The sequence below is a fragment of the Priestia sp. P5 genome, from assembly GCF_029522155.1.
Taxonomy (GTDB): Bacteria; Bacillota; Bacilli; order Bacillales; family Bacillaceae_H; genus Priestia; species Priestia megaterium_E.
The window spans coordinates 1,720,177-1,731,937 of sequence record NZ_JAKWFJ010000001.1 but is presented as its reverse complement, the minus strand read 5'-3'; the positions used below and the strand labels follow the sequence as shown (position 1 = coordinate 1,731,937).

The window sequence follows — 11,761 nt, the reverse complement described above, 5'->3', positions numbered from 1 at the left end:
TTATACATCTTCCTTTCTATCAGAAAGCGATCTGTTTGTTTTATTGTTAAGACCGTAGATTTCTCTTGTTCCGGAGAAAGCAACGAGATCCACCTCTTTTGCATCACCTGGTTCAAAACGAACGGCTGTACCGGCCGGAATATTTAAATGATAGCCAAGCGAAGCTTCGCGGGGGAATTCGAGCGCAGCATTCACTTCAAAAAAATGAAAGTGGGACCCTACTTGAACAGGTCGATCGCCTCTATTGATTACAGTCACGCTAATTGATTTCTTACCGTTATTACATGTGATTGGGTCTTTTTTTAAAAAATATTCCCCTGGAATCATATCTTTCCCTCCTCTTAACGAATTGGATCGTGCACAGTGACGAGCTTGGTTCCGTCTGGAAAGGTAGCTTCTACTTGAATATCATGAATCATTTCTGGAATACCTTCCATTACATCTTCTCGTTTTAAAATCTTGGTACCTTCTCGCATTAGCTGTGCTACCGTCTTGCCATCACGAGCTCCTTCCATAATTTCATATGTAATGATAGCTACTGCCTCGGGATAGTTAAGTTTTAATCCTCTTGTCTGACGGCGTCTTGCTAAATCTGCAGCTACGACAATCATTAATTTTTCTTGTTCTCTCGACGTAAGTTTCAATGAAAGCTTCCTTTCTGCTAATCTATTTTCTTATTAACATCAAATGTGATATTTTCTAACACAAATGCATAACTAATTATAGTAAATTTTCTGACAAAAAACAAAGAATTTATCTCTTCCGATAAAAAAAGATGAGCATATTTGCTCACCTTTTACTCTTCTGAAATCGCTTGTGTTTTCCATTTCTGCAGGTGTTTCCAGCCCAAACCTTCAGCTAGCTGACGTTTTGCATAGTCTACTCCTTTTTCAATAGAAGCTTCATAGCCAAATAGATAATAGCGCAAGCCAGCGTTTAATACTACTTGATTATAGACGTAAGTCAGTTCGGAAGAAGATTCACCTTCCAGAATGCGCGTCACATATTCCGCTTGTTTTTCAACACTTATTTTCTTTTCAAAGTGTTCTTCTTCCACAAACAGTCCGTATTCTTTTGGATTGACAATAAACGACTCCATCTCTCCTTCTGAGATAGTAAAAACAAAGCTGCTTCTATGTACAGGTACATCTTCTGATCCTTCTATCCCTTGTACCACGTATACGTGTTTGAAAGGCAGAGAAGCAAAAATAGGCACAATCTTATTAATGGCCGTGCGATGAAAAGCCCCCATCATTAAAGAAGAAGCATTCGATAAGTTTAGTAGTTTTTCAACCGTATTAATAAGTGTTCTTACACCAATTTCATAACGAATTTTTTTGATGCGACTAAGAGGATAAGAAATTGTTTCGGCATTTACAAAGCCAATTTTTAACGTTTCAAACACATGACCGATGTTTTCAATCGTTTGAGCTTGAGGAATCTGTAATGAATGAAGTACGTCTTCAATCGTTGTTCCAAACTTTGGAGGAAGTGCTTCTGTACAGTGTAAAAAAGCTGGCACACCTCTTTCAGCTAATAAAATCGATACAGGAATGGTCGCAAAAAATGAATTTCTCCCTGCATAAGGGCTTGCAAAATCAATTGATTTATCTTTTAACGGCTGAGACAGCGGTATTTCTTTTGTTTTTTCACGAAAAGCATGAACGAATCCCAATAGTTCATCTGCATTTTCAGTTTTAATACGTTCCGCAATAAAAAAAGCAGCGATCTGAGCATCCGTAGCTTGTCCAGAAGCGATTAAGCGAGCTGCTTCTTTTGCTTGTTCATACGTTAAGTCAGTTGATCCTCTTTTTCCGCGCGCTATTTCTTTGATAAATTGCTGCATATCGTACACTTCCTTTTTAACTGAATATTTGTACATTGTATCACATATTTTCTTTGTTCCTTAGATTATCTTCTATCAGGTACGCAAACTGCTAAAAAATATGAAATTAAAGGAAAAGTACTAGTTCTTTTATAACCTAATATAGTATAATCTATCTGCTATACTATTATTTGGATATTTGGGGGACTTTACAAATGAAAAAAGAGAAACTACTTGTACCATTTATAGCAGCATCCGTTTTAGTAGGAGCATCGGTGACAACGCCTGTTTTTAGTCACTCTGCTTATGCTGTTTCTTCTGTAAGCGTTTATCAAAAAGACGTTAATTCGCTAGCAGATTATTACGCGCCATTTTATAAAACCGTAGAAAAAAAGCTAAAAGAAATTGAAGGAATAAAAGATGACGAAAAAGCGTTAGCCGCATATGATCAGCTTGCGGATCAAATTGACCAGTTTCTAACAAAGACTGATAAAAATTACGCGATGAATCATCTTAATTCAGAAGCTGATCAGCTTCAAGGGTATTTATATGATAGTTTAATTGCTCTTTACAATTACATTGTGGATCTTGAAGACTATGCGTATGGAGATGTAAGTGACGCGGAATTTAATAAGATCTCTGCAAATTTCGAAAAAGAAATCAACGCATACAATACGCAATTTCAGCAAAAAGCGAAGAGCTATAAAACGAAGCGAAAAGTAACGTTTAACGCAAATATGAGTTATTTGCTTGATGAAGATATTCAACCTTCACCAACAGCTCCATCTACACCCGCTGATAGCAATGGCACCTACACGGTGAAAAAAGGAGACACGCTTACAGCAGTCGCTAAAAAGTACGGCATGACGGTAGCTGAATTAAAAAAATTAAACAATTTAAAAACAGATGCGCTAAAAGTTGGACAAGTGCTGAAAGTGAAAAGTGCAAGCGCACCTTCGCCGGCTCCAGCACCTCAAACTTCTGTTAGTACAAAACAGCAGCAAATTGTATCGTATGCCAAAACACTGATCGGAAAGCCATATAAATATGGAGGCACAACACCAAAAGGTTTTGATGTATCGGGGTACACACAGTATGTATATAAAAACGCGGGCTCGAATATTTCTATCCCCCGTACAGTAGCAGATCAGTATAAAAGCGGCACGGACGTAAAGCAAAACAGCCTGCAGGCTGGAGATTTAGTTTTCTTTAAAAACGGCAAGTCTGTTTCAGTTGTAGGAATTTACCTAGACAAACAAGAATTCATTTATGTCAGCAGCAAAGGCGTTAAAACGCAATCACTTTCAACAGCTTACTGGAAAAATAGCTATGCGGGAGCAAAGCGTATCATAAAGTAAAAAGAGGTGCCATAAGGCACCTCTTTTGTTTTACTAGCTATGTATTTCTATACTAGACTAGCAATTTTATAAAAAGCTTCTTAGTTCATAACCGTGATTTTAACAGATTTTCTTCCGAACTGTTGAGCATCACCTTCAGAAGGAACGAATACATCAATTCGATTGCCTTTAATTGCTCCACCTGTATCGGCAGCTACAGCTTCACCATAGCCTTCTACATAAACTTTCGAACCTAACGGAATAACACTAGGGTCAACAGCGATTACTTTTTGGTTTGGATTTGCTTTTAAATCCACTCCTGTAGCAGTTGTACCGCTACATCCAGCACAATTAGCCGTATAGGCAGTTGCTTCAACTGTCATTGATTTGCCGCTGGCTTGTTGTGACGATTCAGCAGGTTGTTGTTGTTCTTTTTGAGCTTGTTCAGCTTGAGCTTGCTGCTGCTCTTTTTGAGCTTGTTCAGCTTGAGCTTGCTGCTGCTCTTTTTGAGCTTGTTCAGCTTGAGCTTGCTGCTGTTCTTTTTGAGCTTGTTCAGCTTGAGCTTGCTGCTGCTCTTTTTGAGCTTGTTCAGCTTGAGCTTGCTGCTGTTCTTTTTGAGCCTGTTCAGCTTGAGCTTGCTGCTGCTCTTTTTGAGCCTGTTCAGCTTGAGCTTGCTGCTGCTCTTTTTGAGCCTGTTCAGCTTGAGCTTGCTGCTGCTCTTTTTGAGCCTGTTCAGCTTGAGCTTGCTGCTGTTCTTCTTGAGTTTGTTCAGCCGGCGCTTGAGCTTGCTGAGCTTCTGGAGCAGCTTGGGCTACTGAAGGACTTGATTGCTGAGCTTGGCCGTTTGGAGACTGAATTTTTAATTGTTCGCCAGGATAAATTAAATCTGACGTCAGTCCGTTCCATTCTTTAATTTGATCTACCGTCACGCCGTATTGCTGACTGATGGACCATAATGTGTTTCCTTGCTGAACTTTGTGTGTCATTTCTTTTATAGTAGCTACGTTTAATTCTTGATTTGGATAAATAATATTAGATGTTAAGTTATTTGCATCTTTTAGCTCGTCTACGCTCACGCTGTGCTTTTGAGCGACTTTCCATAACGTATCACCTTTTTCTACGTGATACGTTCCGCTTGTAGAAGCAGAAGCTGCACCTACAAATCCTGCTGAAAGGATTGCTGTTGTTCCTAGAGTAAATATAAATTTTTTCATTACGAATACCTCCTTATTTACTCAATGATTGAATGATATCATCCTCACATTTCACAGCCGTTACAGAGCCATGCTACTTTTATTACAAAACTTAACAAAACAGAACGTTTAATCGTAATATTTCTGATAATTTGGGTATATGATGAAACGTTTCTACTTTTTACTGCTTTTTATTGTTCTTTTTCCTAAAATAGCCGGATTTCTTTATCATTGCTGGGGGATATCTCTTCTTTTTTTATTGATTATTTAACGTGTAATTTAAGTTTTTTCATAACAAAAAAGAGGTTGAGACATAACAAAATGAAGCTAAGTTAAAGACGAACAACTCGTATACATGAGCTGAACTGTTTGTGGCACCGCCGTTGATTTCCGTGCCAGACTTCGCTTTCCTCCGCTTTTCCAGCAGGAGCCTTCGACTTGCCCTCCGATCAACTGCTAGAAGGAACTACATAAATGAAACCTATGTTCACCATAACAAAAAAAGCGAACCGCTCATCAAAAATTTTGATGAGCGGTTCGCTTTTCAATTCGGCTAAACTACTTTTGTCCCAGCTTTTTTATTTCTTGTTAAATCCTTGCTTTTCAACGAATTCTTTCATATACATACGCTTAGGATTGGAAAGCATTTCAGCCATTTGACCAGTCCATGTGTCTTGGCGTTTGCCATTTGTTCTTTCGTTGTAATAAGCAGAAATTTCTTCGTTATACGCTGTTAATTCTTTTTTCGTCTGCTCATCATTCGGCTCATATGTTTCTTCATGATACACATGTTTAAATGGTAAGCGCGGCTTTTTATCCGTAATACCCGCTGGATGCCCAACCGTTAGACCAAATAACGGGATTACATGATGAGGCAGTTTTAACACTTTGCTTACTTCTTCTAATTCGTTACGCAAACCGCCAATGTAACAAGCTCCAAGACCCATTGATTCAGCAGCAAGCGTTGCATTTTGTGCAGCAAGGGCAACGTCAATAATAGCTACCATAAACTGCTCTGTGCTTTCGAGCGCTGTCGATAAATCTTTTTTCTCCATTTCCGCAATGACATCATGACGATGAAAGTCAGCGCAAAATACAAAGAAGTGTCCATTTGTTTCTACGTAAGGCTGATTTCCTGCTAATTGAGCAAGCTTTCGCTTCGTTTCTTTATCTTTTACTCCAATAATGGAATACGCTTGAATATAGCTTGATGTGGAAGCTGCCTGTGCGCTTTCTACAATCGTCTGAATTTGCTCTTCGGACAATGGTTTGTCTTCATATTTGCGAATAGAACGATGATTTAAAATCGTTTCAATAACTGAGTTCATATTATAATCTCCTTTTACTTCATTTAACCTTCTACAGATGTTATCTCTACAGTTAGTTTATCGAATGTAAAAAGAAATAACCAATGTTCTGCTTAAAATTGATTTTGACTTGTCTCATATCGATACAGCTTAAAATGATCTGCAAGTACGCGGTCTACTTTTACTTCTAAGCTGTCTACATATTCGTCCATTCGTTTTATCAAACGGTTTCGTTTTACATCATTTTCTAAAATGTTCTTAAGCTGCTGTTCAAAGGCTTCAGCATCATTAAGCGGTATCAGCAGCTCTTTTTCTTTTAGATATTCAATGTTAATTTGTTCTTGACCAGGAAGAGATGAGTGAATAAAAATAGGTAGTCTCTTGTGAAGGGCTTCGCTAATTGTCACTCCCCCCGCTTTTGTGACAATGGCATCTGCTCCCTCATATAAATCATTCATTTTCTCTCTCGATTTTACATACGAGACCGCTTTAATTCTCGGGTGGTTTAATTTTATTAGTTCTTGATACAACTTTTTGTTTTTTCCGCACAGCACATAATACATATACGTACAGTTTTGCGGAAGCTGCTGAAGCATTTTGCGTACATTTCCAAGGCCGGAATTCCCTCCGGCAATCAGTATATGTTTCTGTGGCATGAGATGGTCAATCCGTCTTTTTAAAAACGCTTTATGAACCGGAATGCCCGTTACATAAATAGAAGACTCTTTTACACCGTGAACGTTTTGTAAAAACGCTTTTGTATCCTGATCAGGTACGCAGTGAAGTTCAATTCCATTTTTACCCCATACGTCGCTTACTAAGAAGTCGGTGTATACGTTTATAATAGGAAGATCAATGATTCCTTTTTCTTTTAACCCGCTTAATACACAGGAAGGAAAGCTGTGTGTACAAACAATGACATCCGGCTGCTCTGCATCAATTAATTTCTTCATATGGTATTCGATAATCGGCCACTTTTTCACAACAAAGTCATCCATCGTATGGTCGTTTTTTTTGTATACATGACCGTAATAAAATTTTTCAAACTGCTTTGGAAAAACAGAAATCCATTTCATGTATATCGATGAAATCATTTGTTCAAGCGGTTTACTCCAATAGCTTAAACAATCAATTTTTTGACAAATAACGTGCGAAAAACGCTCCATGATGGCATCCATAACGGCGTCTGCTACTTGGTGGTGACCAGATGGCATCTGAAAAAGCGGTAGAAATAAAACCTTCCTCATTGACCATCCCTCCTCTCAAGACGTTTTCGGTTTCTTTTTCTTTTTATAAGCAAGTAAATCACAAAAAAAGCTACAGCTCCCATAATGATATACGAAATATGAATCCGATCTCCTACGTAGTAACCTAGAATGAGAAAAGAAAGGACCCATACTAGACTGCCTACTACCGATAACAACAAATAAAGCAAAAAGGGATAGCGACTTATTCCCGCCATATATGGACTAATTTGACGCAGGCCTGGAATATATAAACCGAATAAAATAGTCCATATTCCATATTTATGGTAGCTGCCGCTTGCCGCTTCAATTTTCTCTTTGCTTAACCCTACGTATTTTCCGTATTTATCAAAAAACGGGGTTCCCGCATATCTTCCTAGCCCGTAAGCAGTAAGCATTCCAGTTATAACACCTAAAAAAGCAAAAAGAGATGATTCGTATAAGTTCAGCTGATGTTTGGCAATAAACATGCCTAATAATATTAAAAATGATTCTTCAGGCGCTGGAATTCCAACAATCCCGCAAAAAAGTACAAGTAAAATAACAATATAACCATAGGAATGTATATACTGAGAAATAATTGTTAAGTCCACTGCTCGCTCCTCTATTTACGATTGATCCATCAATTGCTGCATGGTTATACTTTCGTACCCTTGCTGTTTTAAATAAGGTAAAAATTCTTCTAGTGCTGCAATCGTCATTTCAGGTGCTTTTTCATCTGCTCCAGGGGTATCGCCATTATCGTGTAAAACAAAAATGGCTCCATCTTCTACTTTACGCATTAGTTTTTGAACTAATGCCGTTTTCGTTGTTTTTAATGTCCAATCCTGAAAGATTCCTGTCCAAATCACAAGGTGATATGGCTTGGCCATTGATAAACTGCTCATATTTAAATGTCCCCACGGCGGACGATAAAAAAGCGGCTTTTGATTTGTTGCTTTCTCTATAACCTGTGCACATTGATGAATTTGTCTTTTTAATTGCCAAGGTGTTTGCGTCCATGCACTCACATGACGATGATGATGTATAGCTACTTCATGTCCTTCATCGATCATCCTGTTTAAAATAGACGGGTGTTTTTCTCCTAGTTCTCCCACAATAAAAAAAGTAGCTTTCATTTCATGCAGTTGGAACAAGTCCAAAATTTTTGGCGTATAAACAGGATGAGGTCCATCGTCAAATGTTATAGCTATTTTATGCTTTTTTGCCCCTTTTATTATGACTGATGAATGATAGCGACGGTAAAGGGTTTGCGAAATAATGGTATATACACATATAACCATTAGAACGAAAAGTAAAACAATAAAAAAACGAGTCATATGCTTTTAACCATCCTTTTGAATTTAAATCCTGCATTTATTATAACGGTTTACTCAGACTTTGGTTTCATTTTTTTGTGACAGAAGCCAGGAATTTTAAAATAATTTGATACTTTACCTAAAAATAGCTATTCTTCAAGGATATACCGGAAATAAAATGATATCATAAAATTTCCCTTCATTCAGTAAAAAAAGTACTTTTTACCATTTATATCTATCTTTTGTACGATAACTTTCATTATTTTTAAAAAATAAAAAAACTTCCCGCACGAGTGCGGAAAGTTTTTAAATTAAAATTTTGATTGATACCATTTTTCAGCTGCTTCAATTTCTGTTCGTGTTAACTGATGGCCAAATGATTCCCAATGCACCTGTACGTCCGCTCCGGCTTTTTCTAAAAGCGCAGAAAGTTCTTCTGTTTCTGATGCTGGGCAAATAGGGTCGTTTGTGCCTGCGCCAATAAAGATAGAAGCGTCGGTCTTAGGCACTTCAATTCCTCTTCTTGGAACCATCGGATGAAGAAGAGCCGCCCCTTTTAAAGAATTCTCATAATGAAATAGCAAACTTCCTGCAATATTGGCACCATTTGAGTAGCCCACAGCTACGATGTTGTGTCGGTCGAATGAATATGTTTCAGCCGCTTCATCTAAAAATTGATGAAGTTCTTTTGTGCGTTCAATTAAATCTTCTATATCAAATATTCCTTCTTGTAAACGTCTAAAGAAACGGGGCATTCCGTTTTCTAGTACATTTCCTCTTACAGATAATACGGAGCAAGAGGAATCAATCATATCTGCCACAGGGAGCAGATCTTGTTCTGTACCTCCTGTACCATGCAACAGCAATAAAGTCGGTTTCGTCTCGTCCGTTCCTTTTTTAAAAATATGTTTCACGTATATACACTCCTTTTAAATATCTCGAATTAAAGATAATTTCATTATAAGAACTTTCGAAGCATTTGTAAAGGAACTACTGTCAAAGAAATACCTGTATGTTTTGCTGGCAGTATCACATAATACTGAATAACTTCATATAGCCATTGCTCATATGCAGCTAGGTATTTAATTCGTTTGACTTACAGCGGGGAAAGAAATATTCCACTTTTAGCTAAGTGCTCCCGTCAAAAGGTGGATAATGATTAAAACTCGCCCGTCCTCCTTCGTATAAAAAGTGCCCTAGTCTGATAAATTAGTTAATTTTTGCTTTATTTCGTTACTTTCAACAGATATCAGCATTTATACCCGAACGTACTAAATCTTATTTCTTATACGTGTTATAACAACTTTTTTCTATGAGAAACAGAACGTAAAATACCAGCTTGTTTTTTCATAAAGGGGAACAAAGCCCCGAATGGTGCTTTATACGACTTTATTTGACAAACACAAATTTATGGGTAAACTAAGTTCAGATGATTGTATTTCACTTCGTTTCAGTTTAATAAAAAAACGAAGCATCTGCGAGTAAGCAAAAAAAAACTGCGTAAAGAGCTATTTATGTCAATCATCTTATACCCTAAAAACTTACCTGCACTTGAATAATAGCCTTTATTAAACTTAGCGCGTCAGCTTGTGAACGTTAATACTTTATCACCCATCTCCCTGTTAAAAGGTTGAATGGGTCAACAAACTTCAGCATTCTTTACATAACGACCTTGTAAAGACGAAGAATGTAGCTATGTGTGAACATGGAATTATTACTTAGTGGAGTGAACCAACATGAGGAAATTTATTTTAGCCTTTTTAGTCGTTGTTTTAATTGTAATGCTAGGAGTTACCTATGTATTAAAGCAATTTCAGCAAACGGCTGATTTATCTTACTCGAAACTGCAGTCGGTTCAAAGTACGGTAGTCTATGACAAAAATGACCGTAAGATTGACGAATTGTATAAAACCGTTCCCCGTCAAAATGTTTCGAGCAATGAAATTCCCGATTATGTAAAAATGGCGTTTGTTGCAACGGAAGACCGTCGCTTTTACAAGCATTTTGGGATTGATTTACAAGGTATTGGCCGCGCCCTTTTTAAGAACATTGTAACAATGAGTAAAGCTGAAGGCGCAAGTACCATTACACAGCAATTAGCAAGAAATCTTTACTTATCTAGTGATAAGACCATTAAACGTAAAGTAGATGAAATGTTTCTATCGCTAGGCTTAGAAAGACAATTTACAAAAGATCAAATTTTGGAATTATATTTAAATCAAATTTATTTCGGAAGCGGTGTATATGGTATTGGTGCAGCTTCTCAGATTTATTTTAATAAGCCTGTATCAGATTTAACCGTAGGCGAAGCTGCGCTTTTAGCAGGACTGCCAAAAGCGCCGAGTACGTATTCACCAAGCAATAGTACAGAAAAAGCGACAGCCCGACGAAACGTTGTATTGAAACTGATGCATGACCAAAACGTTATTAGCGATACTCAGTATCAGCAAGCGTTAAATGAACGTGTAGTCGAGCCTAGTATTCCGGTTAAAAAACCGAACTCAAATCAAGCATTTATTGATTATGTAATTAAAGAAGCTGCTCAACAATATGGCGTATCTGCTGATGACCTTTATAAGGGTGGTTATGCCATTTATACAGATTTAGATCCTAATTTACAGGAATCGATTAATAACTCTGTAGCAAATCATACGTTCCGAGATGATGCCATCAACAGCAAAGTAGAGGTTGGAATTTCAGCTGTCAACCCTAAAACAGGTGGGATTTCAGCGATGTATGGAGGACGCAGCTATGAGCGAAACGGCTTAAACCGTGCTACAAGCGGCTATCAGCTTGGTTCAGCTATTAAGCCTTTAGCCGTATATGGTCCAGCCTTAGAAACTGGAGATTATACACCAACTTCACTCTTAAGTGACGAACGACAAGACTTTGGCGGTGGATATAGCCCTAAAAACGCAGAAGGTGAATATCAAAAGCATGTGACAATGCGTGAAGCACTTACTCGTTCACTCAACGTTCCAGCTGTTTGGCTTTTAAAACAAATTGGTATTGATACAAGCGCAAAATTTATGGAAAAAGCTGGACTTCCTCTTGAAGATGACGATAAGTCAAAATTAGGGCTTGCTCTTGGAGGAACGACGACAACGTTCTCTCCCCTTCAGTTAGCACAAGGATATACAACTTTCGCTAACAAAGGCGTCATGACTAAGCCTTACGCAATTCGAAAAATTGAGATGCGCGACGGTGAAGTGAAAAAGCCAGACATTCAGACAGAGCGAGTAATGAGTGAAGAAAATGCGGATACAATGACATCCATGCTGCAAGATGTTATTGAAAAAAGCTATGGAACAGGTGTTAACGCTCGTTCTTCACGAGATGCTGCAGGTAAAACTGGTACAACCAACGATGTCAAAGATGCTTGGTTTGTCGGGTATACCGATGATGCAGTCGTTTCTATCCATGCTGGCTTTGATAATGCTAATTCTACGCAAACAACGAAATATTTATCAGGCGGCGGCGGACAAGACCCTGCTACACTGTTTAGCTCAATTATGAATAACTGGTAACCAAAAAACCTCCAACTTCACTGTTGGAGG

The 11,761-nt window shown here is 37.9% G+C and carries 11 protein-coding genes; 2 read left to right on the top strand and 9 right to left on the bottom strand.

Annotation, left to right across the window (positions count from 1 at the left end):
• From MMB69_RS09515 to MMB69_RS09505, 3 genes are all read right to left on the bottom strand, one after another.
• The gene (locus tag MMB69_RS09515; RefSeq protein WP_013083758.1) at positions 1–327 is read right to left on the bottom strand and encodes an urease subunit beta; all 327 of its coding nucleotides are present in this window, start codon (positions 325–327) and stop codon (positions 1–3) included.
• A 14-nt stretch (positions 328–341) separates the two neighbouring features.
• Positions 342–644 (bottom strand): urease subunit gamma, encoded by a 303-nt coding sequence (locus MMB69_RS09510; RefSeq protein WP_013057659.1) that lies wholly within the window; start codon positions 642–644, stop codon positions 342–344.
• A gap of 152 nt (positions 645–796) precedes the next feature.
• Positions 797–1,846, bottom strand: coding sequence for an anthranilate phosphoribosyltransferase (locus MMB69_RS09505; protein ID WP_221784773.1), 1,050 nt, complete (start codon positions 1,844–1,846; stop codon positions 797–799).
• Between the two features lie 194 nt (positions 1,847–2,040).
• Here MMB69_RS09505 and MMB69_RS09500 point away from each other — a divergent pair, with 194 nt between their 5' ends.
• Complete coding sequence (locus MMB69_RS09500; RefSeq protein ID WP_277447622.1) at positions 2,041–3,183, top strand: C40 family peptidase; 1,143 nt, start codon at positions 2,041–2,043, stop codon at positions 3,181–3,183.
• Positions 3,184–3,263: 80 nt separating this feature from the next.
• Here MMB69_RS09500 and MMB69_RS09495 read toward each other — a convergent pair whose 3' ends face one another.
• The 6 genes from MMB69_RS09495 to MMB69_RS09470 all read right to left on the bottom strand — a co-directional run bounded on the left by MMB69_RS09495 (position 3,264) and on the right by MMB69_RS09470 (position 9,118).
• Positions 3,264–4,376, bottom strand: a complete 1,113-nt coding sequence (locus MMB69_RS09495) for a 3D domain-containing protein (RefSeq protein ID WP_277447621.1) — start codon at positions 4,374–4,376, stop codon at positions 3,264–3,266.
• Positions 4,377–4,933: 557 nt separating this feature from the next.
• Entirely contained in the window at positions 4,934–5,683 is a 750-nt protein-coding gene (gene nfsA / locus MMB69_RS09490) for an oxygen-insensitive NADPH nitroreductase (protein ID WP_153254509.1), read from the bottom strand.
• 92 nt (positions 5,684–5,775) lie between these two features.
• Positions 5,776–6,909, bottom strand: a complete 1,134-nt coding sequence (locus MMB69_RS09485; RefSeq protein ID WP_013057664.1) for an MGDG synthase family glycosyltransferase — start codon at positions 6,907–6,909, stop codon at positions 5,776–5,778.
• Positions 6,906–7,499 (bottom strand): DedA family protein, encoded by a 594-nt coding sequence (locus MMB69_RS09480; protein WP_221784771.1) that lies wholly within the window; start codon positions 7,497–7,499, stop codon positions 6,906–6,908. Before MMB69_RS09480 ends, MMB69_RS09485 begins: the two co-directional genes overlap by 4 nt.
• A 15-nt stretch (positions 7,500–7,514) precedes the next feature.
• Positions 7,515–8,225, bottom strand: a complete 711-nt coding sequence (locus tag MMB69_RS09475) for a polysaccharide deacetylase family protein (RefSeq protein WP_221784770.1) — start codon at positions 8,223–8,225, stop codon at positions 7,515–7,517.
• A 290-nt stretch (positions 8,226–8,515) separates the two neighbouring features.
• Entirely contained in the window at positions 8,516–9,118 is a 603-nt protein-coding gene (locus MMB69_RS09470) for an alpha/beta hydrolase (RefSeq protein ID WP_221784769.1), read from the bottom strand.
• A gap of 822 nt (positions 9,119–9,940) precedes the next feature.
• Here MMB69_RS09470 and MMB69_RS09465 point away from each other — a divergent pair.
• Positions 9,941–11,731: a transglycosylase domain-containing protein gene (locus MMB69_RS09465; protein ID WP_028412808.1), complete on the top strand. Its 1,791-nt coding sequence runs from the start codon at positions 9,941–9,943 to the stop codon at positions 11,729–11,731.
• The last annotated feature ends 30 nt before the right edge of the window (positions 11,732–11,761 follow it).

Excerpts from the sequence above, each read along its gene's own strand:
- MMB69_RS09515 (WP_013083758.1), bottom strand. The coding sequence starts at position 327 with ATGATTCCAGGGGAATATTTTTTAAAAAAAGACCCAATCACATGTAAT.
- MMB69_RS09505 (WP_221784773.1), bottom strand. The coding sequence starts at position 1,846 with ATGCAGCAATTTATCAAAGAAATAGCGCGCGGAAAAAGAGGATCAACT.
- MMB69_RS09500 (WP_277447622.1), top strand. The coding sequence starts at position 2,041 with ATGAAAAAAGAGAAACTACTTGTACCATTTATAGCAGCATCCGTTTTA.
- MMB69_RS09495 (WP_277447621.1), bottom strand. The coding sequence starts at position 4,376 with ATGAAAAAATTTATATTTACTCTAGGAACAACAGCAATCCTTTCAGCA.
- nfsA (WP_153254509.1), bottom strand. The coding sequence starts at position 5,683 with ATGAACTCAGTTATTGAAACGATTTTAAATCATCGTTCTATTCGCAAA.
- MMB69_RS09485 (WP_013057664.1), bottom strand. The coding sequence starts at position 6,909 with ATGAGGAAGGTTTTATTTCTACCGCTTTTTCAGATGCCATCTGGTCAC.
- MMB69_RS09475 (WP_221784770.1), bottom strand. The coding sequence starts at position 8,225 with ATGACTCGTTTTTTTATTGTTTTACTTTTCGTTCTAATGGTTATATGT.
- MMB69_RS09465 (WP_028412808.1), top strand. The coding sequence starts at position 9,941 with ATGAGGAAATTTATTTTAGCCTTTTTAGTCGTTGTTTTAATTGTAATG.